The organism is Thioalkalivibrio sp. ALRh (assembly GCF_000381425.1).
Lineage (GTDB): Bacteria > Pseudomonadota > Gammaproteobacteria > Ectothiorhodospirales > Ectothiorhodospiraceae > Thioalkalivibrio.
The window spans coordinates 143,307-167,195 of sequence record NZ_KB906520.1 but is presented as its reverse complement, the minus strand read 5'-3'; the positions used below and the strand labels follow the sequence as shown (position 1 = coordinate 167,195).

22 protein-coding genes and 1 tRNA gene are annotated in these 23,889 nt (G+C 66.4%); 16 read left to right on the top strand and 7 right to left on the bottom strand.

Annotation, left to right across the window (positions count from 1 at the left end; all coding sequences use genetic code 11):
* Nucleotides 1-30: 30 nt before the first annotated feature.
* The gene (rplU, locus tag F791_RS0108600; protein WP_012983371.1) at nt 31-342 is read right to left on the bottom strand and encodes a 50S ribosomal protein L21; all 312 of its coding nucleotides are present in this window, start codon (nt 340-342) and stop codon (nt 31-33) included.
* A gap of 202 nt (nt 343-544) precedes the next feature.
* Here rplU and ispB point away from each other — a divergent pair, with 202 nt between their 5' ends.
* From ispB to spoT, 5 genes are all read left to right on the top strand, one after another.
* Nucleotides 545-1,513 carry an octaprenyl diphosphate synthase gene (ispB, locus tag F791_RS0108595; RefSeq protein WP_018175413.1) on the top strand — a complete coding sequence of 323 codons (969 nt, stop codon included), beginning with the start codon at nt 545-547 and terminating at the stop codon, nt 1,511-1,513.
* A gap of 128 nt (nt 1,514-1,641) precedes the next feature.
* A tRNA-Pro gene (locus F791_RS0108590) sits at nt 1,642-1,718 on the top strand.
* Between the two features lie 85 nt (nt 1,719-1,803).
* On the top strand, nt 1,804-2,454 hold the full coding sequence (gene gmk, locus F791_RS0108585; RefSeq protein ID WP_018138640.1) for a guanylate kinase: 651 nt from the start codon (nt 1,804-1,806) through the stop codon (nt 2,452-2,454).
* 34 nt (nt 2,455-2,488) lie between these two features.
* Nucleotides 2,489-2,764, top strand: a complete 276-nt coding sequence (gene rpoZ / locus F791_RS0108580) for a DNA-directed RNA polymerase subunit omega (protein ID WP_017925738.1) — start codon at nt 2,489-2,491, stop codon at nt 2,762-2,764.
* Between the two features lie 13 nt (nt 2,765-2,777).
* A complete protein-coding gene (spoT, locus tag F791_RS0108575) occupies nt 2,778-4,949 on the top strand; it encodes a bifunctional GTP diphosphokinase/guanosine-3',5'-bis pyrophosphate 3'-pyrophosphohydrolase (RefSeq protein ID WP_018649274.1) in 2,172 nt (723 codons plus the stop codon).
* A gap of 28 nt (nt 4,950-4,977) precedes the next feature.
* Here spoT and mutM read toward each other — a convergent pair whose 3' ends face one another.
* From mutM to F791_RS0108560, 3 genes are read right to left on the bottom strand one after another with little or no spacing between them, the layout of a single operon-like run.
* Nucleotides 4,978-5,793 carry a bifunctional DNA-formamidopyrimidine glycosylase/DNA-(apurinic or apyrimidinic site) lyase gene (mutM, locus tag F791_RS0108570; protein ID WP_019592460.1) on the bottom strand — a complete coding sequence of 272 codons (816 nt, stop codon included), beginning with the start codon at nt 5,791-5,793 and terminating at the stop codon, nt 4,978-4,980.
* On the bottom strand, nt 5,786-6,730 hold the full coding sequence (locus tag F791_RS0108565) for a hypothetical protein (RefSeq protein ID WP_018138643.1): 945 nt from the start codon (nt 6,728-6,730) through the stop codon (nt 5,786-5,788). Before F791_RS0108565 ends, mutM begins: the two co-directional genes overlap by 8 nt.
* Before the next feature lie 3 nt (nt 6,731-6,733).
* Nucleotides 6,734-7,948, bottom strand: coding sequence for an EAL and HDOD domain-containing protein (locus tag F791_RS0108560; RefSeq protein WP_019592459.1), 1,215 nt, complete (start codon nt 7,946-7,948; stop codon nt 6,734-6,736).
* A gap of 74 nt (nt 7,949-8,022) precedes the next feature.
* On the opposite strand from F791_RS0108560, the gene F791_RS0108555 reads away from it, so the two are divergent.
* Complete coding sequence (locus F791_RS0108555) at nt 8,023-8,214, top strand: hypothetical protein (protein WP_026333017.1); 192 nt, start codon at nt 8,023-8,025, stop codon at nt 8,212-8,214.
* A 133-nt stretch (nt 8,215-8,347) separates the two neighbouring features.
* On the opposite strand, the gene rpmG is transcribed toward F791_RS0108555, so the two are convergent.
* The 3 genes from rpmG to F791_RS0108540 all read right to left on the bottom strand — a co-directional run bounded on the left by rpmG (nt 8,348) and on the right by F791_RS0108540 (nt 10,576).
* Nucleotides 8,348-8,518 (bottom strand): 50S ribosomal protein L33, encoded by a 171-nt coding sequence (rpmG, locus tag F791_RS0108550; protein WP_012983362.1) that lies wholly within the window; start codon nt 8,516-8,518, stop codon nt 8,348-8,350.
* 10 nt (nt 8,519-8,528) lie between these two features.
* A complete protein-coding gene (gene rpmB / locus F791_RS0108545) occupies nt 8,529-8,765 on the bottom strand; it encodes a 50S ribosomal protein L28 (protein ID WP_012983361.1) in 237 nt (78 codons plus the stop codon).
* A gap of 74 nt (nt 8,766-8,839) precedes the next feature.
* Nucleotides 8,840-10,576 carry a bifunctional diguanylate cyclase/phosphodiesterase gene (locus F791_RS0108540; protein WP_018994091.1) on the bottom strand — a complete coding sequence of 579 codons (1,737 nt, stop codon included), beginning with the start codon at nt 10,574-10,576 and terminating at the stop codon, nt 8,840-8,842.
* Nucleotides 10,577-10,758: 182 nt separating this feature from the next.
* On the opposite strand from F791_RS0108540, the gene F791_RS0108535 reads away from it, so the two are divergent.
* From F791_RS0108535 to pmbA, 10 genes are all read left to right on the top strand, one after another.
* The gene (locus F791_RS0108535) at nt 10,759-11,718 is read left to right on the top strand and encodes a LysR family transcriptional regulator (RefSeq protein ID WP_018649277.1); all 960 of its coding nucleotides are present in this window, start codon (nt 10,759-10,761) and stop codon (nt 11,716-11,718) included.
* Complete coding sequence (locus tag F791_RS0108530) at nt 11,715-12,458, top strand: type 1 glutamine amidotransferase (protein WP_018138648.1); 744 nt, start codon at nt 11,715-11,717, stop codon at nt 12,456-12,458. The genes F791_RS0108535 and F791_RS0108530 overlap by 4 nt, the downstream gene beginning before the upstream one ends.
* A gap of 14 nt (nt 12,459-12,472) precedes the next feature.
* A complete protein-coding gene (locus F791_RS0108525; RefSeq protein ID WP_018138649.1) occupies nt 12,473-12,949 on the top strand; it encodes a hypothetical protein in 477 nt (158 codons plus the stop codon).
* The gene (locus tag F791_RS0108520) at nt 12,946-14,064 is read left to right on the top strand and encodes an AI-2E family transporter (protein ID WP_018138650.1); all 1,119 of its coding nucleotides are present in this window, start codon (nt 12,946-12,948) and stop codon (nt 14,062-14,064) included. Before F791_RS0108525 ends, F791_RS0108520 begins: the two co-directional genes overlap by 4 nt.
* 81 nt (nt 14,065-14,145) lie before the next feature.
* A complete protein-coding gene (rng, locus tag F791_RS0108515) occupies nt 14,146-15,672 on the top strand; it encodes a ribonuclease G (RefSeq protein WP_018138651.1) in 1,527 nt (508 codons plus the stop codon).
* A 153-nt stretch (nt 15,673-15,825) separates the two neighbouring features.
* Nucleotides 15,826-19,728: a YhdP family protein gene (locus F791_RS0108510; RefSeq protein WP_019592457.1), complete on the top strand. Its 3,903-nt coding sequence runs from the start codon at nt 15,826-15,828 to the stop codon at nt 19,726-19,728.
* 11 nt (nt 19,729-19,739) lie between these two features.
* Nucleotides 19,740-20,570, top strand: coding sequence for a carbon-nitrogen hydrolase family protein (locus F791_RS0108505; protein WP_038038394.1), 831 nt, complete (start codon nt 19,740-19,742; stop codon nt 20,568-20,570).
* A gap of 103 nt (nt 20,571-20,673) precedes the next feature.
* A complete protein-coding gene (gene tldD / locus F791_RS0108500; protein ID WP_018138653.1) occupies nt 20,674-22,116 on the top strand; it encodes a metalloprotease TldD in 1,443 nt (480 codons plus the stop codon).
* 46 nt (nt 22,117-22,162) lie between these two features.
* Nucleotides 22,163-22,426, top strand: coding sequence for a hypothetical protein (locus F791_RS0108495; protein ID WP_012983351.1), 264 nt, complete (start codon nt 22,163-22,165; stop codon nt 22,424-22,426).
* Nucleotides 22,427-22,512: 86 nt separating this feature from the next.
* Nucleotides 22,513-23,886, top strand: coding sequence for a metalloprotease PmbA (pmbA, locus tag F791_RS0108490; protein WP_018138654.1), 1,374 nt, complete (start codon nt 22,513-22,515; stop codon nt 23,884-23,886).
* The last annotated feature ends 3 nt before the right edge of the window (nt 23,887-23,889 follow it).

Sequence of the window (23,889 nt, the reverse complement as noted above, 5' to 3'; positions counted from 1 at the left end):
TTCGTTCTCCTGAAAAAGTGCGCCGGCGCGTCAGCCGGCGATGCCGGTGATGCGCACGGTGGTGTAGTGCTGGCGGTGCCCCATCTGCTTCTGCGAATGCTTGCGGCGCCGGAATTTCATGATGTGGACCTTCTTGGCACGGCCATGGTCCTCGACCTTCGCGGTCACCTTGCCGCCGTCGACCAGCGGGGCCCCGACGCGAACATCGTCGCCCGAACCGACCATCAGCACCTGGTCGAACTCGACCTCGGAGCCGGCTTCGGCCTCAAGCTTTTCGATGCGGATCACGTCACCTTCGGCGACGCGGTACTGTTTACCACCTGTTGCGATGATCGCGTACATTTCCCTGGGACTCCGTTGCGATACCTGTGTGGACCGGCCCGTAAAGTCTGGAACTGAAGACCGGTCTCGCGAAAGGGCGGAAATGCTAGCAGCGAGTCGCGTTCGGGTCAATGCCATTCGGCGGTGCGCGCTTGACACCCCACCGGGGCCTTCCTAGCATGCCAGCGCCTACCAACTTCCTCATACTGGCGCGCCTACCCGCATGTCCATCAACGCAATCCGAGAGCTGGCTGCAGACGACATGCAGGCGGTCGACCAGTGCATCCGTGACCGGCTCAGTTCGCCGGTGGTGCTGATCAACCAGCTGGGTCACTACATTATCCACTCCGGGGGCAAGCGCCTGCGGCCCCTGCTGGCGACCCTGTCGGCGCGCGCCTGCGCGGTCGAGGGCGAGGAGCCGGTGGTGCTGGCCGCAGTGGTGGAATTTATCCACACCGCGACCCTGCTGCATGACGACGTGGTCGATGCCTCCGAGATGCGCCGGGGCAACGAGACTGCGAACCACATCTTTGGCAACGAGGCCGCGGTGCTGGTCGGCGATTTTCTCTACTCGCGCGCGTTCGAAATGATGGTCGAGGTCGGTTCGATGCGGGTGATGGAGATCCTGGCCCACGCGACCAACGTGATCGCCGAGGGCGAGGTGATGCAGTTGATGAACTGCCACGATGCCGATGTCGACGAGGCGCGCTACATGAACGTGATCCAGTCAAAGACGGCCAAGCTGTTCGAGGCCGCCTGCCAGCTGGGCGCCATCCTGGGCGAGCGTCCGCGGGCCGAGGAAGAGTCGCTCGCCCGCTATGGTATGCATCTGGGTACCGCCTTCCAGCTGATCGACGACGTGCTCGACTACTCCTCCGACGATGCCGTGACCGGCAAGCGCATGGGCGATGACCTGGCCGAGGGCAAGCCGACGCTGCCGCTGATTCAGGCGATCCGGGTCGGTACGCCGGAGCAGCAGACCATTGTGCGCCAGGCGATCGAGGACGGCGGGCGCGAACAGGTGGATGCAGTGCTCGAGGTTGTCCACGCCACCGGGGCCCTGGACTACGCCCGCGAACGCGCGGCCGCGGAGACCGAGGCAGCGATTGCCGCGGTGTCCGTGCTCCCCGAGTCGCCACACCGCCAGGCCCTGATCGACCTCGCGCGCTTCGCGGTGGGCCGCGATCACTGACCGGGCGCGGCCGCGGGTCGGTGCACTCGCGGCCGCGCAAGCGCATCGGGCGTTGCCCGGATCACGTATTCCGTTGGCCGAGGGCATGGACACGCCCGGAGTGGCTCGGCATAATAGCGGGCTCGGTTCGGAGTGTAGCTCAGCTTGGTAGAGCACTGCCTTCGGGAGGCAGGGGTCGAAGGTTCGAATCCTTTCACTCCGACCAACTCTATTTCCCTGGTGTGCCGGGTCGTATCTGGCCGGCAGCCAGCCGATGATTCCATTCCTGTTCTGCTCCTGCGGACGCGTTCATGACCGCCACTTCCCAGGCCGTTCGCGGCACCCTCTACATCGTTTCCGCGCCATCGGGCGCAGGCAAGACCAGCCTGGTCGCCGCTTTGCTGGAGCGGGTGGAGCAGGTCGAGGTCTCGGTCTCGCATACGACGCGCAAGCCGCGCGCTGGCGAGGTTGACGGCGAGCACTATCACTTCGTCTCGGCCGAGGAATTCCTCGGCATGATCGAGGACGGCCAGCTGCTGGAACACGCGAAGGTGTTCGACAACTTCTATGGCACCGCACGCGCCAGCGTCGAAGAGCGCCTGGATGCCGGCATGGACGTGATCCTGGAGATCGACTGGCAGGGTGCGCGTCAGGTGCGTGCGGCGGTGCCGGATGCGCATTCGATCTTCATTCTGCCGCCGTCGCGCGACGAGCTGGAACGCCGCCTGCGCGGACGCGGGCAGGACAGCGAAGAGGTTATCCAGCGGCGCCTGCGCGACGCGGAGTCTGATTGCACGCATTTCCGCGAATATGACTACACGGTCGTCAACTCGGATTTCGAGCGGGCGGTCAGTGATCTGGCCAGCATCTTCCGTTCCAACCGTCTGCGCACGGTAGAGCAGGAGATACGCTCCGCATCGACGATACGGAATCTGTTGGCGAGCACGCCGGGCACGGCGTAACATGCAGTATTAACGACTCATAACCGGAGTACCCATGGCACGCGTCACCGTCGAGGACTGCCTCGAAAAAGTGGACAATCGCTTCGAACTGGTGCTGATGGCGGCCCGCCGGGCCCGTCACATCGCACACGGCAAGGAGCCCCGTGTATCCGAGGACAACGACAAGCCCACGGTCATCGCCCTGCGCGAGATCGCCGAGGGGCTGGTCGGCACCGAGGTGTTCGACGAGCACGATGAACGGCCCCAGAACCAGATGCTGGACTTCAGCACGATCCGCCATCTGGAGCAGCTGGAAGCCGACGAACGCTAGGGGTCGATAACTCATGGCCGCTGGGCAGCCAGCCGCGCCCGGGGCCGCATCGCCGGTTCCCGGTGACTCGACCCGATTCCTGATCAGCGATCTGTGTTCCGAGCTCGAGTCCTATCTCGAGCCGGACGAAGTCGAGGAGGTCTATCGCGCCTATCTGCTGGGCGCGGAGGCCCACGAAGGCCAGACCCGCAAGACCGGCGAGCCGTATATCTACCACCCGCTGGCCGTGGCCCGGACCATGGCCGAGATGCGGATGGACCACAAGGCCATCTGCGCCGCGATCCTCCATGACGTCATGGAGGACACCGCCACCAGCAAGGACCGTATCCACGCCGAATTCGGCGAGGAGGTGGCCGAGCTGGTGGACGGCGTCTCCAAGCTGACCCACCTGCAGTTCCAGTCCAAGGCCGAGGCGCAGGCGGAGAACTTCCGCAAGATGATGCTGGCGATCACCCGCGACATCCGGGTGATCCTGATCAAGCTGGCCGACCGCCTGCACAATATGCGCACCCTGGGCGTGATGCGCCCGGACAAGCGCCGCCGCATCGCCAAGGAAACCCTGGAGATCTACGCGCCGATCGCCCAGCGCCTGGGGATGAACGCGATCCGCCGCGAGCTGGAGCAGCTCGGCTTTTCCGCCAAGCATCCCTGGCGCGCCGCCGTGCTGGAGCGCGCCGTGCAGCGGGCCGGGGGCAACCGGCGCGAGCCGATGAAGAACATCGAGCAGGCCATCTGCTCGCGCATGGAGGCGGCGGGGATCGTCGGGCGCATCTCCGGGCGCGAAAAGAGCCTGTACAGCATCTATCGCAAGATGCGCGACAAGCACCACTCGTTCGAGGAGGTGTTCGACGTCTTCGCCATCCGCATCATCGTCGACGATGTTGACACCTGCTATCGCTCGCTGGGCGTGGTGCACAACCTCTACAAGCCGGTGCCGGGGCGCTTCAAGGACTACATCGCGATCCCCAAGTCGAACGGCTACCAGTCGCTGCATACCATCCTGTTCGGGCCGCAGGCCATCCCGATCGAGGTGCAGATCCGCTCCACCGAGATGGATCGCGTGGCCGAGAGCGGGATCGCCGCGCACTGGCAGTACAAGGCCGGGGGCGAGTCCGCGCGAACCGCGCAGAGCCGGGCCCGCGAGTGGCTTAAGGATGTGCTGGAGATCCAGAACAGCGTCGGCAACTCCATTGAGTTCCTGGAGAACGTGAAGGTCGATCTGTTCCCGGACGAGGTCTACACCTTCACCCCCGGGGGCGACATCTTGGTTCTACCGCGCGATGCGACCCCGATCGACTTCGCATATGCGGTGCATTCCGATGTCGGCAACCGCTGCGTGGCCGCGAAGATCGATCGCCAGCTGGCGCCGCTTTCGGTACGCCTTCAGAGTGGACAGACGGTCGAGATTGTCACCGCGCCTGGCGCGCGCCCCAACCCTGCCTGGCTGTCCTTCGTCGTCACAGGAAAGGCCCGCTCTGGTATTCGGCATTGCCTGAAGTCGATGCAGTCGGATGAGGCCCGTGCCCTCGGCGAGCGCCTGTTGGAGAAGGCCCTGAGCGCGCTGGACGCTACGCTCAAGCAGATCTCGCCGGCGCGTCTGGATCAGCTGCTGGACGCGATGCAGCTACAGGACCTGGACAGCCTGCTGGTGGATATTGGGCTGGGCAACCGCATGGCCTCGCTGGTGGCCCGCCAGATGGTGGGCAAGGAAAGCGCGGACGCCGACAACACGACTCAGACTACCCTGGCGGTCAAGGGTACCGAGGGTCTGGTGCTGAACTACGCCCGCTGCTGCCACCCGATCCCGGGTGACCCGATTATCGGCCAGTTGAGCGCGGGGCGTGGGCTGGTCGTGCACCGGGAGAGCTGCCGCAACGTGCTGCACGAGAGCCGCGACCGGGCGGACAAGACGATCGCGCTGGAGTGGTCGCACGAGCCGGAACTGCAATTCACCGCGGCGGTGCGCACCCGCACCGCCAACCGGCGCGGTGCGTTGGCCGACATGGCGGCCGTGATCGCCGATCACGGCTCGAATATCGAGCACATCTCGTTCAACGAGCAGGATGGCCACTCCACCGCGATGACCTTCCTGTTGACCGTCAGTGATCGTCAGCACCTGGCCCAGATCATGCGCGGCCTGCGGCGTCTTCCGGATGTGCTGCGGATCGCGCGTCAGCGCGGCTAGTTAGCGTTTCCCGGGCGTGTGCGGCTCGCTACCGTTGGCAGGTCGGGCAGTACGCCGAGGTGCGCTGCCCGATGCGCCGGTTGCGCAGCGGTGTCGCACACTCCAGGCACGGCTCTCCGGCGCGCCCGTAGACCCGCAGTGATTGGCGAAAATACCCGTGTGTCCCGTCCTCGCGCAGGAAGTCGCGCAGGGTTGTGCCGCCCTGTTCGATCGCCGCGCCCAGCACCGTGCGGATGAATCCGGCCAGTCGTTCGTATTCCGCCCGGGTTACGCGCCCGGCGGCCCGCCCCGGACGGATCCCGGCCAGGAAGAGCGCCTCGGTCGCATAGATGTTGCCCACCCCGACCACGATATCCTGATCCATGATGAAGGCCTTGACCGGGCCCCGGCGCCCGCGGCTGCGGTGGAACAGGTAGTCGCCGTTGAATGTGGCATCGAGTGGTTCCGGCCCCAGGGCGGCCAGCAGAGGGTGCACCTCACCGGTCTCCGGCAGCGGCAGACAGCACCCGAAGCGGCGAGGATCGTGAAAGCGCACCTGCGAGCCATTCGTCAGATGCAGGATCAGGTGATCGTGCGTGCGCAGCGGGACGTCGGGCGTGCAGTGGCGCAGCGAGCCGGACATACCGAGATGCAATAGTGCCCCGCCACGGTCGGTGTCCAGCAGCAGGTATTTGGCTCGTCGCGCCAATGTCGTGATGCGGGCCCCGGCCAGACGCCCGGGCAGCTCCTCCGGCACCGGCCAGCGCAGGCGTCCATTGCGTACCTCGAGCCGTTCGATGGTCTGGCCTTCAAGAAGAGGTGACAGGCCCCGCCGGGTGGTCTCGACCTCGGGGAGCTCAGGCATGAACGCCCTCGATTTCCAGCAGGAGTTCTGGCCGGCAGATGTCGCCCCGGGCCCACTGGATGACGGGGCCCGGCTTCATTGCCTTGTAGTGGTCGGCGATCACCCCTGCAACGGCGGTGCGATCTTTGGGACGCCGCAGGTAGACCCGCAACCACGCGGGGCCGGGGAGTTCGCGCCCTGCCGTGTCGTGCAGGGCCTGGAGGTTGGTTACCGTCTCGCGCGCCTGGGCCACCACATCGTCCGGGTGGCGGCTTTCGTGACCGACGATACTGGCCGTGCCGGAGACCATCAGCATGGGCCCGGTCGCGGTCAGCAGCAGCGTGGCGCGCGCGAAGGCCGGGCTTCTCGGGCTGTAGCGTTCGGGGTAGTGGTAGGCGCTGACCTGGCGCGGATTTTCGATCGCACGGGCCGGGGCACGGGTGGCAAGCAGGTAGACGAACAGGCCCGGTTGCCGGGTGCCGATTGCGGTGGCTGCAGGCATGCTGCCCAGCGGGACTTCGAGCGCCCCCAGCGCCTCGGCGCGCCCGATACAGAAGGCCTGGTAGCGTTCCTGGCCCTGTTCGTCACCGTGGATGTCGGAAAAATAGTTCCAGATGCGTGCCGGGTGCTCGAAGCCGCGTTCCCTGCAGGCGTTCAGGAGCTGGCGGTAGGCCTGCTCGGTTTGTTCGCGCAAAGGTCGGTCCGGGCCCTGCCAGGCGGCGAACAGAACATCATCGAACTCCAGCAGATGCAGGGGCGTGGCGTTCGTGGAACGTGCTGGGCCGTTTCCACACCAGCTCTCGATATAGAGATCCGGGGCCAGGGCCTCGAGGCCGGGGGCGACCTCGATCCGGCCGGCCCCGGCCTGGATCCCCACGGGGGCATCCAGTCGCACGTGGAGGCCGTCCTGGAGCGTCGTCCCGGGCGAGACGAGTCGGTTGTACAGGTGGGGTGCCATCAGTCAGGTCCTGGACAGCGCGTCGAGTATGTCCTCGGTCCAGCGTACCGATTCCAGGTAGAGCCGGCTGGCAACCTGTGGCGCCACCGGGGATTCGCCGGCGGGGGGCGGGTTTGCCGGTCCCTCGAACGCCTCGATGGTCTCCAGCCAGGGGGCGAGCGGGCCTTTGTGTTCGATCAGCGCCTGTTCCGTCTCTGGCACCAGATGCAGTTCGTTCAGGATGCGACGCAGCGGGATGCCCAGTACGCGGTCCAATCCCGAGAGCATCCCCAGCGAGAAGTGGCACTCGCACTCCGGGGCTGTCAGGTTGCACGCCCGGGCGAGCAGCATCCCCATGCGGGCGCGGATCATGACCTGTTCGACCGCGGCCGAGGGTCCGGCCGCATTGTTGAGCACCAGCAGCATCCCGATGCGGCGGATTCGCCCCTGTCCCAGACGCTCGATCGCCGAAGCCAGATCGACCGTGGGCTGTTCCGCGCGGTACGCGGGGCTGTTGGCGATGCGCAGGATCTGGGCGGCCAGATCGGGTTCAGCGCCAATGAGACGTTCCAGTTCCGACGGTTCGGGATCGCGGTCCTGCAGTGTCTTCAGCAGCTTCAACAGCGCGACTTCCAGGCTCTCCAGGCGCTGGCCTTCGATCACGTGCGGGTGTGACAGGTGGTAGCCCTGGAAGTAGCGAAAACCCAGTTGCTGGCAGTGGTGGTAGCACTCGGCGGTTTCGACCTTCTCTGCCAGCAGCTCTACGCCGAATGCGCGCAGCGTCTCGACCTCGCGCGCCAGTGCCTCGGTGGACAAAACCAGCACATCGAGCTTGACGATGTCTGCCAGTGCCACCAGCGGCGAGTGGTGGACCTGAAACTGGTAGTCATCCAGCGCGATGCGAAAACCGCGTTGCTTCAGCCTTTGTACCGCGGCGACGACCTCGGAATCGATCTCGATGTCCTCGAGGATCTCCAGGACCACCTGTTCGGGCGGCAGGCTGGTAATGATGTCGTCGTCGAGAAAGGACCGCGTCAGGTTGACGAAGGCCAGATGCGGACCGACAAGATGGGGCAGGCCGATATCCACGAACGCGCTTCGCAGCAGGTCCGAGGTGGCCTCGTCGCCATTGGTCACCGCCGCTTCGCGACGGTGGCCGGCGCGAAACAGGAGTTCGAAGCCGACCAGGTGCTCGTGCGCATCGAAGATGGGTTGCCGGCCGACAAAAATAGGGTGCATGCTTGCGCTTTGCCAGTTGATGAACGAGGCGGCCCGATCTGCGCGTGGCCGGCCCGGGAGAGAGCGAACACATCATGGAGTCGATTGATGCGCCGTTTGGTGAGGTCGTGGAGTTGCGGCAGATCCTGCACGACTCGGGAGTCCCTCTCCTGAGAGTTATTATCCGCGATGGCGGCCGTTACACCAAGATCGAACTGGATCCGTCAACCGCCCATCAGTGGGGACGCATGATGATGCGCTGGGCCGAGACAGCGTCGCAACAGTGAGGTGCCGGGGGGATCGGTTCCCCCGTGAGGTGTAACCTCGATGATGCGCCGTTTCGAGGCCACAGGAAATAAAAAAGCCCGGCCAAGCCGGGCTTATAGCTCTGCCATCAGGCGCTCTCGCGCCGGGCAGGGACTACTTGATCTTGGCTTCCTTGTACATCACGTGCTTGCGGATGACGGGATCGAACTTCTTGATCTCCATCTTTTCGGGCATGTTCCGCTTGTTCTTCGACGTGGTGTAGAAGTGACCGGTGCCGGCGGAGGACACCAGGCGGATCTTGTCGCGTGCGCTCTTCGCTGCCATGGGTAGCTCCTTACACCTTTTCGCCGCGTGCGCGGCAGTCCGCGAGCACCGCATCGATGCCCAGCTTGTCGATGATCCGCATGCCCTTGCTGCTCACGCGCAGCCGCACGAAGCGGTTCTCGCTCTCCACCCAGAAGCGGTGGGTGTGCAGATTGGGCAGGAAACGCCGCCGCGTCTTGCGGTGGGCGTGGGATACGTTGTTACCAGTCGCCGGGCGCTTGCCGGTCACCTGACATACTCGGGCCATCTCGGGGACTCCGGAAATTGGGTCTAGCAAAAGACGGCGGATCTTAGCCCAGTCGGCGGCCGGGCGCAAGATCATCACGGATCGTCCTGCTCCAGTGCGCACTCGCGCCGCAACGAGGGCTCGACCGTCTGATGGCGTGCCCATTGCAGTGCCTCGCCGAAGGGCATGGGGCGGGCGACCCCGAAGCCCTGGACGGCGTCGCAGCCCAGTTCGCGCAGCATGGCGAGGGTCTGGCTGTCTTCCGCGCCTTCGGCAATCACCTTCAGGCCAAGGTCGTGTGCGAGGCCCACGGCCGCGCGGGTGATCTGCTCGTCCACCCTCTGAGTGGCCATGTGGGAGACGAAGGTTTGATCGACCTTGAGGGTCGTCACCGGGAGTCGCCTCAGGTAGGCAAGAGAGGAATATCCGGTGCCGAAGTCGTCGATGGAGAGTGCGAGCCCGCGCTCTGTCAGACGCCGCAGGGCCTCGATGACTTGATCAGGATCGGCCATCAGGGCCGTCTCGGTGAACTCGATTTCCAGCGCGCAGGGCGGGAGACCGGCGGCTTCTATGCGCTCGATAATGGTTTGTGCAAAGTCGGGATCGAGGAAGTTGCGCGCCGAGACATTGATACTGACCGGGGCCTGGATGCCTTGCTCGCGCAGCACGAGGAGGTCGGCGATCGCCAGGTCCAGCACCTTGAGCGTCAGGGCGTGGATGAGCCCGGTGCGTTCGGCTTGTGCAATGAACCGGTCCGGCGGTACCTGTCCTCGGTGCGGGTGCTGCCAGCGTAACAGGGCCTCGAAGCCGCACAATTCGTCACGCCGCAGGGTGACCTTGGGCTGGTAGTACAGCTGGAACTGGTCGTCCTCCAGGGCGCTTTGCAGCTCGCCCAGAAGCTCCACGGTCTGGCGGCCGGCGTCGTTGCTGCGTCGGTCGTAGGTGCGGTAGCGCCGGCCCGACTGACTGGCCTCGTGCATCGCCATCCAGGCCTTGGTCAGCAGGCTTTGCGGGTCGTCCTGTTCGTGGAACGGAAAAGAGGACACCCCGGCGTGGGCCCCGACGTAAACCGGCAGCCCGAGCACCTCGAACGGCGCCTGCAACTCTTCCACGGCCTCCTGTGTGGTGGCCAGGCACTCCTGGCGGCTGCGGTGGGGCAGCAGCAGGGCGAAGTGGTCGTCGTGGATATGGTAGACGAGCGTGTCCGGACTCCCGGCGACGGCCTGAAGTCGTTCGGCAATCCCCATCAGCAGGGGTCTCTCCGCGGCGAAGCCCAGGGCGCTGATCGTGTCCGCATAATTGTCCATTTGCAGGCTGATCACGAATACCCGGGTCGCGGGCTGCTCCGAGCCCTCCGCCTGGGCCATCAAATGGCGGATATGCTGTTCCAGTGACTCGCGATTGGGCAGGCCGGTCACGGGGTTGTGGTAGGCCTGATCGAACAGCCGCGCTGCGTGCTGGCGCAGCTGGGAGAACAGCCAGCCGCTGAACCCGCCCAGCACCAGATAGATCCCTGCCCGCGTTGCCCAGTTGAGGGTCGGCTGTGCAATACCTTCGTCCACGTTCAGGGGCATGAGAGGCCCCAGCAGAAGCCCGGCGAGCAGGCCGAAGGCCAGTCCGCCCCACAGGCCCATCAGGGCGGCGCCCAGCAGTACCGGGATCAGGATGAAGTTGAGATAGGCCGTGCTGGTGCCGCCAGTCTGATAGACCAGCAGTGTGATGCCGGCCATCAGGATCAGGACCAGGCCCACGCCGGTCAGGCGCCAGGCGCCGGTTACCCCGAGCCAGGATTCGGGACGCCAGGGTCGGTCAAACTCCGAAAGCTGCTCCATGCGCGTTCCTTGCTGGAATGAGTTTTGTCAGCCTGTCCCTCTTTAAAAATTGATTCCCGTGAGACTGGTGAGTTCATTCCCCGGTCACTGGTGGGTGCCAGTCGCTCATGGGTGTGCGTCTGGCTGTCCCCCTTGCGAGTGGCTTGGTAGCATGCCGAATCGTACGGGTTGCGGAGTGGTGCATGGCCGATAGACGCTTGCAGGTCTTTCTTACGGTGGCGCGCCTCCTGTCCTTTACCAGGGCGGCCGAGGTCCTGCATATGACCCAGCCGGCAGTCACCTTCCAGGTGCGCCAGTTGGAGGAGCAGCTGGAGACGCGGCTGTTCGACCGTAACCACAATCGGGTGACCCTGACCGAGGCCGGGCGTCTGGTGCAGCGCTATGCCGAGCGCATCTTCGATACCTACGGCGAGCTGGAGGCCGCGCTGCGCGAGCTGAAGGGTGCTGACGGCGGGGCGATCGTGATCGGCGCGAGCATGACGGTGGCCGAGTACATGCTGCCGGCCCTGCTCGGCGCCTTCCGTCGGGCACACCCGGATATCGGTATCCGGCTGCGTGTCGGCAACACCGAGAATGTCGTCGCGATGGTTGAAGAGGGCAGTGTTGACCTGGGGATCGTCGAGGCGCCGGTGAGCCATCGCACCCTGCTGGTACAGCCCTGCACGGTGGACCAGTTGCGCCTGATTGTGCCGCCGGAGCACGAACTGGCCAGCCGCAAGAATGTGCGGGTCGCGGAGTTCGTCGAGCAGCCATTCATATGCCGCGAGGAGGGTTCCGGGACCCGCGAGGTCATCATGGAGTACCTTGGGCGGTCCGGTTACGACCGCAATACCCTGCGCGGGTGTATGGAACTCGGCAGCCCGGAGGCCATCAAGGGCGCCGTGGCGGCGGGCATGGGCGTGTCGGTACTGTCCGAGGCCGTGGTCGCCAAGGAACTGACACTGGGCGAGCTGGCGGCGATCCCGCTGGACCCGCCGCTGGAACGCCCGATCTCGCTGGTGCATGCGCGCCAGCAGTTCCGCGTGCCGACGCTGGAGGTGCTGATGCAGTTCCTGCGCGGCTACTGCACGGGCCTGGGGCCCGGCGCTGCCGAGGGTGACCCCGCGAACACAGAATCCAATCGAATAGAAGACGCGACATGAAGAATTACTGCGTAGTGCAGCATAGCTATTCCGAGTTTCTCGGCCTGATCGAATCGCAGCTCGAAAAGCGCGATATCGGCTTTTCCTATTACCGGCCTTTTGTCGGCCAGGACCTCCCCGGGTCGGCGGCCCAGTTTGACGGCCTGTGGCTGCTCGGTGGTGCCTGGCCGACCGCGGACCATGAAGAAAACCCGCAGGTCCCCGACGAGCTGGCGCTGATTGATATCTTCCGCCGTTCGCAGCGCCCGGTCGTGGGGCTGGGCATGGGCGGGCTGCTGGTAGCCGAACAGGCTGGCGGCACCGCGCATGAGGACCCGATGTACCGGGCCCGTTTCGTGACTGCGCACAAGACCGCGGCCGGCGAGGGCGACGACCTGGCCGAGGCCCTGGACGGGCGTCGCGTGCTGCAGCTGGTCAACGGCCGCGTGGATCTGCCGGAGGGGCTGGAGCCGGTCCTGGTGGACGACGATGGTGACTGGCTGGCGGTCCGGCCGGACAAGCTGACCTACGGCCTGCTGTTCCGGCCGGAAATGAAGCCGGGCATGCTGGAAGACATCATCATGGAGGCCAAGCACAACCCGCCGCCGAACATGGGCGAGTTGCTGGGCGAGGCGCGCATGGAATGGGGTGACATGCAAAAGGTCACCGAGGACGTGATCGTTGCCCTGGTGAAGGAGCTCGGCCTGATGCAGGAGCGGCGCAAGATGCCCGTGTTCAGCCTGAAGATCGAGAACGAGTAGGCATGCTCCCTCCGATGGGCAGTCCCGGCGGGCTGGGCGGGGGCGATGTCGCCTCCGCCCTGGCCCGTGGCAAGAAGAAAAAGGACGACCCGGCGCGCGAGCTGGCCGAGATCGCGTCACGCTTGTCGCCCGAGGATCAGGCCAGCCTGCTGAAATTCGCGCGATTCCTTGAACAGGAGTCGCCGGCCCCGGCACCGGAACCGGTGCCCGAGCCGGAGCCGATTCCGCGCCCGGAGCAGGAGTCGGTGGTCAAGGCGATGCGCCGGCTGTCGGCGACCTATCACATGCTGGATCGCTCCAAGCTGCTCAACGAGACTTCGGCGCTGATGGCCCAGCATGTGATGCAGGGGCGTTCGGCGGTGGAGGTGATCGACGAGCTGGAGGTTGTGTTCCAGACCCACTACGAAAAGGTACTGGCCGAGGACCCGATGCGCCAGGGCGAGGATACTCAGGCGAACGGTGGTTCGGCTGACGGGGACGAGTCGCGATGATCGACGTCCTGCGCGAGTGGTACCGGCGGCACTTCACCGACCCTCAGGTAGTGATCCTGGCGTTCCTGCTGCTGGCGGGGTTCCTGATTATCGTCTTCGCCGGGCGCATTCTCGCGCCGCTGCTCGCTTCGCTGATTATCGCCTACCTGCTGGAGGGGGCGGTGCAAAAGCTGATACGCCTGCATGTTCCACGCCTGCTGGCGGTCACGATCGTGCTGATCGTTTTCCTGGCGCTGACGGTGGCTGCCCTCTTTAGTGTCGTGCCGCTGATGTCGGCCCAGGTGACGCAACTGGTGCGCGAACTGCCGGGCATGATCCGCGAGGGGCAGGCGCTGCTCCTGCAGCTGCCCGAGCGATATCCGCAACTGATTACGGACGAGCAGGTGCGCGATCTGATGGGCGCCATCCAGGCCGAGGCCACCATGCTGGGACAGCGCGTCGTCTCGTTCTCGCTGGCCAGCGCCCGGCATCTGGTGGATGTTGTGATCTACCTGATCGTGGTGCCGCTGATGGTCTTCTTCATGCTGAAGGACCGCGACCTGATCCTCGACTGGGTACGCAGCTTCATGCCGCGCGACTCGCACCTGGCCAGCGAGGTGTGGCGCGAGGTCAACGTGAAGATCGCCAGCTACGTGCGCGGCAAGTTCATCGAGATCCTGATCGTCTGGGCAGTGAGCTTTTTGACCTTCAACTGGTTCGGGCTGGAATACGCCGTGCTGCTGTCGTTCATGGTCGGCATCTCGGTGATCATCCCGTATATCGGGGCGGCAGTGGTGACGATCCCGGTGGCCGCGGTGGCCTACTTCCAGTTCGGGCTGTCCAGCGAGTTTGCGTGGCTGCTGATCGCCTACGGGGTGATCCAGTTCCTGGACGGCAATGTGCTCGTCCCGCTGCTGTTCTCCGAGGTGGTCAATCTGCACCCGGTCGCGATCATCGCGGCGGTGTTCGTGTTCGGTGGCATCTGGGGGCTGTGGGGCGTGTTCTTCGCGATCCCGCTGGCGACCCTTGTGCACGCGGTGATCAAGTCCTGGCCGCGCACCGACAAGCTCGAGGCCAGGCGCGAGGCGGAGCAGCAGGCCGCAACGCCCGAGCCCGCCGAAGCCGACTCCAAGTAGTCCCGCCGCGCCGACGTCCCACGGCTGCGCGGGACGTCGGCGCGGCCTGTACATTCACAACAACAAGAAGAAAAACCCAGCATGACCGGTACCGAAATCCTGATGAACGTCACCCCCCAGGAAAGCCGCGTGGCCCTGGTCGACAACGGCGTTCTGACCGAACTGCACCTGGAGCGGGCCCGTCGGCGCGGGATCGTCGGCAACATCTACAAGGGTCGTGTCGTGCGCGTGCTCCCGGGCATGGACGCGGCCTTCGTGGACATCGGCCTGGATCGTACGGCCTTTCTGCATGCCTCCGACGTGGCCCCGGTGGAGCGTGAAGAGCTTAATGGCCCAGGAGTGGGCAATGGGGCGGGCAATGGCGCCGGAAACGGCGGCGGCAATGGTTCCGGCCGTGCCGAGACCATCCGCGAGTTGCTGCGCGAAGGCCAGGATGTCCTGGTGCAGGTGATCAAGGACCCGCTGGGCACCAAGGGCGCCCGGCTGACGACCTACATCACCGTGCCGTCCCGCCATCTGGTGCTGATGCCGAATCAGAGCAATGTCGGCGTATCCACGCGTATCGAGGACGAGGGCTCGCGCAGTCGTCTGCGCGAGAAGGTGGAGGCGCTGCGCGACGAGATCGCCCCGCAGCATGGCTTTATCGTGCGCACCGCGGCGGAGCTGGTGGACGACGAGGCCCTGGAAAACGACACGGCCTTCCTGAAGAAGGTCTGGGACAGCATTCAGCTCGCCGCCGCCGAGGCCAGTGCGGGGGAGGAGGTCTACGCCGACCTGCCGCTGGTGCTGCGCATCCTGCGCGACATGGTCGGGGTCGAGATCGAGCGCATCCGTATCGATTCACGCGAGACCTACCAGAAGGTGTGCGAGTTCGTCGCACAGTACCTCCCGGAGCTGGTCGGGCGGATCGAGCATTACCCTGGCGAGCGCCCGATCTTCGATCTGTTCAATGTCGAGGAGGAGATTCAGCGGGCGCTGGAGCGCAAGGTCGAGCTGAAGTCCGGGGGCTACCTGATCTTCGACCAGACCGAGGCGATGACCACGGTGGATATCAATACCGGCGGTTTCGTCGGGCATCGCAAGCTGGAAGAGACGATCTTCAAGACCAACCTCGAGGCGGCCCAGGCGATCGGGCGCCAGCTGCGCCTGCGCAATCTCGGCGGGATCATCATCATCGATTTCATCGACATGCAGGACGACGAGCACAAGCGCCAGGTGATCCGCGCGCTGGAGAAGGCGCTCGAACGCGATCACGTGAAGACGCAGATCTGCGATGTCTCGCCACTGGGGCTGGTGGAGATGACGCGCAAGCGAACGCGCGAGAGCCTGGAACACCAGCTCTGCGAACCGTGTCCAACCTGTGCGGGGCGCGGCTATCTGAAGTCGGCCGAGACCGTTTGCTACGAGCTGTTTCGCGAGATCCTGCGCGAGGTACGTCAGTACGACGCGCGCGAACTGCGCGTGCTCGCCTCGCAGAACGTGATCGACCTGCTTCTGGACGAGGAATCGGCGAGCCTGGCGGAGCTGCAGAGCTTTGTCGGTATCCCGATCCGTTTCCAGGTGGAGACGCTATATACCCAGGAGCAGTTCGACGTGGTTTTCATCTAGGTGGTTTTGTTCTAGCCAGGGAAACGCTGGGTAAACGAGCCCCCAGCCAGGAACGGAGGAGGAAACGGACGGCGTGACAGCGATGCACGGGCCCAGACAGCGCAGGGGTCCCGGCACACCGGGCCGGCGGTGTTGCGGCCGGTCGGGGCTGAAATGAGAGCCCTGTCACACTCCGTTCGTGTCGCTGTTGGCGTCCTCCTGCTGCTGATTGCGCTGGCTGCGCTTGCCTTGCTGTCTCTGCGCCTGACGGTGGCCCACTGGGACGGGCTGGACGAGTGGGTGGAGACCACGGCCAGCGCACAGCTGGGCTACCCCGTTCGCACGGACGAGATCGATCTGGGCTGGTCCGGCTGGTCGCCGGCGCTGGTTGCCCGGGGCGTGCGTGTCGACCTGTCCGGCGAGGAACCGCTGCATCTCGAACGTCTGCGCCTGTCACTCAGCGCCGGTGCGACGCTGCGAAGCCGTTTTCCGTCGATGCAGATCGAAGTGGCCGGCACCGAGGTCCGGGTGGTCCGCGAGGCCGATGGCGCGATTCACGTACACGGCTACGAGGTGGGGCTGGGCGACGGCGCCTTGCTGGAGATCCCGGTGGAGCGCTGGCCGGATCTCGAGGCGAGCGAGGTGCGCGTCACCTGGGAGGACCGCGGGGCGGCGCTGGAGTCGGTCCTGGACGTGCGGCGCCTGGCCGTGCGGACGGATGCCCGGGGCCGGCTGCGAGTCTTTCTCGATGGCGCCATGCAGGGGGCGGCCGACGGTGACTTCATCCTGGGAGTGGAGGTGCCGGATGCGACCGCCCGCGATGCACGTTTCTTCCTCGATACCCAGCCGGTGGCACTGGGCGCCTGGTCTCCCTGGCTGGTGCGCCTGGGCTGGGAGCCGCCTCCCGGCACGACCGCTCTGCGCCTTTGGGGCGAGATCGACGATGGCCGTGTGGTCGCGCTGCGCGGCGAGCACGACACCCAGCTGGACGGAGCCGGGGGCGAGCCGGGGGGTGCCTTTGGTCATCGCTTCGACTGGCGGGTGCGCGGCGCCGCCCATGAATCCAACTGGACCGCCACGCGCCCGGGGTCGGGCGATCTGCGCCTGCGCTATACGCTCGGGGGGGAACCCGAGGCCCTGATCGTCGAGGCGCTGGAACTCGCGGCGCGGGACCTGGAGGTGGAACCCTATGCCCCCCTGTTGTTCCTGGTAGAGCAGCGCGCGCCCGAGCTGGCCGACCCCCTGCGCGAGGTGCGCCCGCGCGGACGGCTTGGCGATGCCTGGGTGCGGGCACAGCATGACGGGGAACGCCTGGAGCCGGTGGAGGCGCTGGCGCAACTGCGCGATCTGCAATGGCATGCGGGCGATTACGGGCCGGGCGTGCAGGGGTTCGACGGGGAGGTCTCCTGGCGCGAGGGCGGGTTGGAGCTCGACCTCGACAGCCGCAATGTGCGCTTCGAGATGCCGACCCTGTTTGATGACCCCCTGTGGGTCGAGACGGTGCGCGGGCGGCTGCGGGCCGAGCGCAGCGAGGCGGGTGATTGGCGCATCGCCGGGGAGGGGCTCGATGTCGCGAACGAGCACGCGGCGGCGCGCGGACGCATGCGGCTGTTGTTCGACGGACACGAGTCGGGCCCGCGCGTGGACCTGGCGCTGGATATCCTGCGCGCCGACGGCGACTACACCCAGCGTTATCTGCCCATCCACCTGTTGCCATCCAATACCTACCAGTGGCTGGCGGAGAGCATCCAGACGGGGGTCTCCGACGGGGGCGGTATGGTCTATCGCGGCCGTGGCCGCGACTTCCCGTTTACGGATCAGTCGGGTGTGTTCGACCTGTGGGCGGATATCGAGGAAGGCCGGCTCGATTACGAGCCCGGCTGGCCGGTGGCGGAGGACTTGCGCGGGCGCCTGCTGTTCCACAACGCGAGTTTCCGCGCGACCGATGTCTCGGGACGCATCCTCGATACGGCGGTCCACGGCACCGAGGTGTGGATCGACGACATGATGGACACCCCGGTCCTGGAAATCGAAGGGACGGGCGACGGCACCGCACAGGACCTGCTGCTGTACCTGCGTCAGGCCGGGTTGCTGGAGGACGCCGCCGAGATTCGCGATGCGGCCATGATCGAGGGGCCCACGCGTCTGGCCCTGGGCATTACCCTGCCGCTCGACGAGGACCGCCTGCAGGATGTCCGTGTGCAGGGACAGCTGGACCTGCTGCATACGCGGGCCGAAGTCGCCGGCTGGCCGACCGGCTTCGAGGCCGTGGAGGGTGCGGTGCATTTTGATACCCACGACCGGGTATGGGCCGATGATGTGCAGGCACGAGTCCATGGAGAGTGGATCAATGTCAGCGCCGACTGGCCGCTGAACGGCGAGGAGGCCACGATTCGCGCCCATGGCCCCCAGCCGCTGGAACCGTGGCTGGAGGAGATACCCGCCCTGCAGCCATATCTGGAGGGGCGCGCGACCTGGGATGCGACCCTGCGGCTGGGGGATGCCATCGATGGCGTGCGTCTCGACCTGAGCTCGGATCTGGTCGGCGTCGGGATCGACTGGCCCAGCCCGATTGGCAAGGAACCCGATGAGCGGCGCCCACTGGAGGTAACGCTCCCGTTCGGTCACAGCCGGGCGGGCATCGGGCATGTGCGGCTGGGCGAGACCTTGCGGGCCCACCTGCGCCTGAGCCCAAGTCAGGCACCGGACGACCCGGATGCGCGCGGGGTGGATCCACAGACCGCTGCGGCCGGAACGGACGTGCAGGCCATGGCGCTGGAGATAGGCATCCCGGCCGCAACCCTGCTCTCGCTTCCGGGCGAGGGCCTCTCGGTGCGGGCGCGGTTGCCGGAGCTGGAGGTCCAGCCCTGGCTGGAGGCGCTGGCCGAGGCGCCCTGGGCGCGGGATGTGGATCTGGGGGATGTGGAAGCCGCAGATGGCAGCGGCGGCCTCAGCCTGCAGCGGATCGAGCTGGACGTGCGCGATCGTATCCGCTGGGGCGAGCTGGAGATCCCGGGTACGCGCCTGCAGGGGCAGCGTCGTGACGAGGGCTGGGACCTGGAGGCCCAGTCTGCCTGGCTGGCGGGAAGCGCCTCCTGGCGTGCGTCCGGCGATGGCCGTGACCGCTGGCAGGCGCGCCTGCGTCATTTGATCCTCGAGGACGTGGAATTTGATGGCGAGCCGGACAGCGATACGACCGTTCGGGCTGTCGAGGGAGGGGGGCTGGAGGACCCGCGGGAGTGGCCGGGGGTGGATCTGATCCTGGACCGGCTGCAAGTCGGCGAGTACCGCCTGGCCGATGTCCACCTGGCACTGGAGCCCGTGGACCAGGGTCTGCGGGTGGAGAGCCTGCGCGCCCGCGGCCCGGACGGCGATTTGCGGGCGCAAGGGACTGGCCATTGGCATGTCCTCGCCGACGGACGGCCCGACAGCCGTCTGGATGTCCGGCTGTCTGGTGATGACTGGGGAGGGGCCCTGTCATCGGCACGGCTCTCCCGCGCACTGGTGGGGGGCGAGGGGGAGGGTCGACTGGACCTGTCCTGGCCTGGTCCGCTGTATGCACCGCGCCTGGCGTTACTGGCCGGGACGATGGAGCTGGAACTCGAAGATGGCCGCCTGGCGGATGTCGAGCCGGGGGCAGGGCGCCTGCTGGGGCTGGTGAGTCTGGATGTGTTGCCGCGACGTCTGCGGCTCGATTTCCGTGACGTGTTCACGGAAGGACTTTCGTTCGATCGGCTGGAGGCGACCGCGACGCTGCAAGATGGCAATCTGCACGTCCCCGATCTGGAGATGCGGGGCCCATCCGCGCGCGTACGACTGAGCGGTCGCACCGGCCTGGTCGCGCGCGATTACGATCACCACATCGTGGTGGTGCCGAGTCTGCGTACCGCACTGCCGATCGTCGGGGCCCTGGTCGGCGGTCCGGTAACCGGGGTGGTGGTACTGTTGGCGGAACGAGTGCTGGGGATTGGGGATCAAATCGAAGAGGCCGCTCGCGTGGAATATCGCGTCACCGGTCCGTGGGACGACCCGGAGGTGCAGACCCTGGTTCAGCCCGCCACTGACAACGACGACTAGCGGATGTACCGATGACACAGGTAGCGGCAATACAGATGGCCTCCGGGCCTCAGCCCCAGGCAAACCTGCTGGAGGCCAAGCGCCTGCTGCAGGAGGCCGCGGACAAGGGGGCCCGTCTGGCGGTGCTGCCCGAGAACTTCGCGTTCATGGGGATGCAGGAGTCGGACATCCTGGGCATCGCCGAGGTCGCCGACGGGGCGGGGCCGCTGCAGGCCTTCCTCGCCGAGCAGGCCCGTCGCCTGGGGTTGTGGATTGTCGGTGGCACCGTGCCGCTACAGACCGAGGACGGGGGGCGCGTGCGCTCCGCCTGCCTGGTGTTCGACGACCAGGGCCAGCAGGTCGCACGTTACGACAAGATCCACCTGTTCGACGTGCAGTTACCAGACAGCAGCGAGGCCTACACGGAATCGAAAGTATTCGAACGGGGCGACGAGGTGGTGGTCGTGGATACCCCTGTGGGGCGCATGGGGCTCGCGATTTGCTATGACCTGCGCTTCCCGGAGCTGTTTCGGGCCCTGCTGGACCAGGGGGCTGACTGGGTCGCGCTGCCGGCGGCGTTTACCGCGCAGACCGGCCAGGCTCACTGGGATGTCCTGCTGCGTGCCCGCGCGATCGAGAACCAGTGCTATATGCTTTCGTCGGCCCAGGGCGGGTTCCACGTGAACGGTCGCGAGACCCATGGGCACAGCGCCCTGGTCGACCCCTGGGGCCGGGTCGTGAATCAGTTGCAGCGCAACCCGGGTGTGCTGCTGGCCGATCTGGATCATGCCCAGGTCGAGCGCATCCGCACCGTGTTCCCCACCATCGAACATCGGCGCCTGGCCTGCCCGGGGACGGTCTAGTCCGAATGTCTGCGGCGGGCATAACCGCGTGGCGCGCGGGCTTGAAAGCCCGGCGCGGGCCCCAAGCTCCATACTGAACGCATTCCTGAACCCCGAGGATTCCATGATCGACAGCCTTGCCCAACAAACCCTGCTCGACCCGGCCGGTCTGGGCGACCACGAGCTGACCACCCTGCTCGGCACGACCTTTGGCCGCGGCGTGGACGGGGGCGACTGCTACTTCCAGTTTGCCTGCCAGGAGGGCTGGTCGCTGGAGGACGGCATCGTCAAATCGGCCAGCTTCAATATCGAGCGCGGCGTGGGTATCCGCGTGGTGCGTGGCGAGCAGACCGGTTTTGCCTATTCGGACGACATCGCGATGCCGGCCCTGCTGGATGCGGCCCGCACCGCGCGCAGCATCGCCGATGCGGGCCAGAGCGGGCGGGTCGCGGTCGCGAGCCGCATGCCGACTCGTCCGGCGCTTTACGCCCCCGAGAACCCCATGGATTCGCTGGACGAGCAGTCCAAGATCGACCTGCTCAAGGAAGTGGACGCCGCAGCACGCGCCGCCGATCCGCGCGTGACCCAGGTGATGTGCTCCCTCGCCGGGGTGCACGAGGTCGTCCTGGTACTGAATGCGCGTGGCGAGTTGACCACCGATGTACGCCCGCTGGTCCGCCTGAGCGTTCAGGTAATCGCCCAGCAGGGGGATCGCCGCGAATCCGGTAGCTCCGGGGGCGGCGGCCGCTTCGGTTATCGCTACTTCCTCGAGAATGACCGCGCGGCTGGCTATGCCCGCGAGGCGGTGCGCCAGGCCCTGGTGAATCTGGAGGCGCGTGACGCGCCGGCCGGCACGATGAAGGTCGTGCTGGGCCCGGGCTGGCCCGGTGTGCTGCTGCACGAGGCGATTGGCCACGGCCTGGAGGGCGACTTCAACCGCAAGGGGACCTCGGCCTTTTCCGGGCGTATCGGCGAGCGGGTGGCCGCAAAGGGCATCACCATCGTCGACGACGGCACGCTGGAGGGGCGCCGCGGTTCGCTGAACGTGGACGACGAGGGCACTGCGACGCAACAGACCGTGCTGATCGAGGACGGTATTCTGCGTGGCTACATGCAGGACGAGATGAATGCCCGACTGACGGGCGTCCAGTCGACCGGCAACGGCCGGCGCGAATCCTACGCCCATCTGCCGATGCCGCGCATGACCAATACCTACATGCTGGCGGGCGAGGCTGACCCGGAGGAGATCCTCGCCTCGGTGGAGGACGGCCTGTATGCGGTCAACTTCGGCGGCGGGCAGGTGGACATCACCTCCGGCAAGTTTGTCTTCTCCGCCTCCGAGGCCTATCGCGTCGAGAAGGGCAGGGTGACCTACCCGGTCAAGGGCGCGACCCTGATCGGCAACGGCCCGGACGTGCTCACCCGCGTCTCGATGGTGGGCAACGACATGCGCCTGGACCCCGGGGTGGGGACCTGTGGCAAGGAAGGACAAGGCGTGCCGGTAGGCGTGGGGCAGCCCACCCTGCGTATCGACGGCATGACCGTGGGGGGCACCCAGGCGGCCTGACGCCGGCCCGGCGTGCCCGCGGACGAGCAGCGACAAGGAGGCTTAGATGAAGCTGGATTTTCTGGATCAGGAACATTCCCTGCCCGAGGGACACGGCCACGACAAGATCGTGCAGTGGCATGTCTTCCGCGACCGCGAACGGGCCGAGCATTTCGCCGATCACGTCGAGCTGGGCGAGGGCCAGGAATTGGTTGGTGGCTGGACCCGTGACAGCGTTGGCAAGCTCTACTGGGTCGGCGTGCACGTCGAGGACCTGGAACGCTGGGGCAACGTTGGCGCCGTACACAAGCACACGGGCCGCCCCTCCTGAAGCCCCGCGGGGCTTCGCACACCACGGCGGGCCGGGATGAACCCGGCCCGCCGATTCTGTTGATCTGAAGGCAAACGGACGTCTGTATGAGCACATCCCCCGAACGCATGGCGCCGGATCTCGAGATCCAGGCCCTGTCCCATTCCGCCGACTCCCTGCAGGATCGCGTCCAGCGGACCCTGGACGTGGCCCGCGCGCAGGGGGCTTCGGATGTGCAGGCGGTGGTCAGCCACAGCGTCGGTCTGGAGCTCTCCGTGCGCAAGGGCGAGATCGAGACGCTGGAGTACGAACGCGACCAGAGCCTGTCGCTGATTGCCTACTTCGGCCAGTCGAAGGGGGCCGCCTCGACCACCGATTTCGGCGAGCAGGCCCTGCTGGATACGGTCGAGGCCGCCTGCCGCATCGCGCGCTACACCGAGCCGGACCCCTATGCCGGGATGCCCGATCCCGCGCTCAAGGCCGGGGAGTGGGATGACCTGGACCTCGACCACCCCTGGGACTGCGATGCCGAGCAGGCGACCGAACTTGCGCGTGCGATCGAGGCCGCGGGCTTTGCCGCCGATTCGCGGATCGAGAACTCCGAAGGCGCGAGCGTCAGCACCCGCCGGGCGATCGCCTTTCTCGGCGACTCGCAGGGCTTCATGGGCGGGTATCGCAGTACGCGTCACTCGATGTCCTGTGCCCTGGTGGCGCGCGACGATGCCGGCATGCAGCGCGACTATGCCTACACCGTGGCCCGCCACGCGGCGGATCTCGACGCCTGCGAGGCTATCGGGCGTCAGGCCGCCGAGCGCACCGTGCGGCGCCTGGGCGGGCGCAAGCTTTCCACGCGCAGCTGCCCGGTGCTGTTTGCCCCGGAGATGGCGCGCACGCTGATCGGCAGCTTTACCCGCGCGATCTCCGGCCCCGCACAGTACCGCCACAGCTCGTTCCTGCTGAATGCGGTCGGGGAGTCCGTGTTTCCCGACTGGATGCAGATCGAGGAACGCCCGCTGACGCCGCGCGCGCTCGGCAGTGCCCCGTTTGATGGCGAGGGCGTGCGTACGCGCAACCGTCCTCTGGTGTCTGATGGCGTACTGCAGAGCTATACCCTGGACAGCTACGCCGCCCGGCGCCTGGGGCTGGAGAGCACTGGCAACGCGGGTGGCGCGCGCAACGTGACCGTGAAGCCGGGCGAGCGGGACTTTGCCGCCCTGCTGGCCGAGATGGGCACGGGCTTTCTGGTGACCGAACTGATCGGCCAGGGTGTGAACGCGGTCACCGGCGACTACTCGCGCGGGGCCGCCGGCTTCTGGGTGGAGAATGGCGAGATCCAGTACCCGGTGGAAGAGATCACCATCGCCGGCAATCTCAAGGACATCTACCAGCGCATCGTCGCGGTGGGGACCGACGTCGATCGCCGGGGCAACATCCACACCGGCTCGATCCTGGTCGAATCGATGACCGTCGCCGGCGACTGACGA

What these genes read in the sequence shown, in the direction of transcription:
- F791_RS0108495 (WP_012983351.1), top strand. Translation starts at nt 22,163, where the DNA reads ATGAAGCTGGATTTTCTGGATCAGGAACATTCCCTGCCCGAGGGACAC.
- F791_RS0108560 (WP_019592459.1), bottom strand. Translation starts at nt 7,948, where the DNA reads ATGCACCCTATTTTTGTCGGCCGGCAACCCATCTTCGATGCGCACGAG.
- rplU (WP_012983371.1), bottom strand. Translation starts at nt 342, where the DNA reads ATGTACGCGATCATCGCAACAGGTGGTAAACAGTACCGCGTCGCCGAA.
- gmk (WP_018138640.1), top strand. Translation starts at nt 1,804, where the DNA reads ATGACCGCCACTTCCCAGGCCGTTCGCGGCACCCTCTACATCGTTTCC.
- F791_RS0108525 (WP_018138649.1), top strand. Translation starts at nt 12,473, where the DNA reads ATGGGCAGTCCCGGCGGGCTGGGCGGGGGCGATGTCGCCTCCGCCCTG.
- F791_RS0108540 (WP_018994091.1), bottom strand. Translation starts at nt 10,576, where the DNA reads ATGGAGCAGCTTTCGGAGTTTGACCGACCCTGGCGTCCCGAATCCTGG.
- pmbA (WP_018138654.1), top strand. Translation starts at nt 22,513, where the DNA reads ATGAGCACATCCCCCGAACGCATGGCGCCGGATCTCGAGATCCAGGCC.
- rng (WP_018138651.1), top strand. Translation starts at nt 14,146, where the DNA reads ATGACCGGTACCGAAATCCTGATGAACGTCACCCCCCAGGAAAGCCGC.
- F791_RS0108505 (WP_038038394.1), top strand. Translation starts at nt 19,740, where the DNA reads ATGACACAGGTAGCGGCAATACAGATGGCCTCCGGGCCTCAGCCCCAG.
- rpmB (WP_012983361.1), bottom strand. Translation starts at nt 8,765, where the DNA reads ATGGCCCGAGTATGTCAGGTGACCGGCAAGCGCCCGGCGACTGGTAAC.
- F791_RS0108565 (WP_018138643.1), bottom strand. Translation starts at nt 6,730, where the DNA reads ATGGCACCCCACCTGTACAACCGACTCGTCTCGCCCGGGACGACGCTC.
- F791_RS0108530 (WP_018138648.1), top strand. Translation starts at nt 11,715, where the DNA reads ATGAAGAATTACTGCGTAGTGCAGCATAGCTATTCCGAGTTTCTCGGC.
- F791_RS0108535 (WP_018649277.1), top strand. Translation starts at nt 10,759, where the DNA reads ATGGCCGATAGACGCTTGCAGGTCTTTCTTACGGTGGCGCGCCTCCTG.
- F791_RS0108555 (WP_026333017.1), top strand. Translation starts at nt 8,023, where the DNA reads ATGGAGTCGATTGATGCGCCGTTTGGTGAGGTCGTGGAGTTGCGGCAG.
- mutM (WP_019592460.1), bottom strand. Translation starts at nt 5,793, where the DNA reads ATGCCTGAGCTCCCCGAGGTCGAGACCACCCGGCGGGGCCTGTCACCT.
- rpmG (WP_012983362.1), bottom strand. Translation starts at nt 8,518, where the DNA reads ATGGCAGCGAAGAGCGCACGCGACAAGATCCGCCTGGTGTCCTCCGCC.
- F791_RS0108510 (WP_019592457.1), top strand. Translation starts at nt 15,826, where the DNA reads ATGAGAGCCCTGTCACACTCCGTTCGTGTCGCTGTTGGCGTCCTCCTG.
- spoT (WP_018649274.1), top strand. Translation starts at nt 2,778, where the DNA reads ATGGCCGCTGGGCAGCCAGCCGCGCCCGGGGCCGCATCGCCGGTTCCC.
- ispB (WP_018175413.1), top strand. Translation starts at nt 545, where the DNA reads ATGTCCATCAACGCAATCCGAGAGCTGGCTGCAGACGACATGCAGGCG.
- F791_RS0108520 (WP_018138650.1), top strand. Translation starts at nt 12,946, where the DNA reads ATGATCGACGTCCTGCGCGAGTGGTACCGGCGGCACTTCACCGACCCT.
- tldD (WP_018138653.1), top strand. Translation starts at nt 20,674, where the DNA reads ATGATCGACAGCCTTGCCCAACAAACCCTGCTCGACCCGGCCGGTCTG.
- rpoZ (WP_017925738.1), top strand. Translation starts at nt 2,489, where the DNA reads ATGGCACGCGTCACCGTCGAGGACTGCCTCGAAAAAGTGGACAATCGC.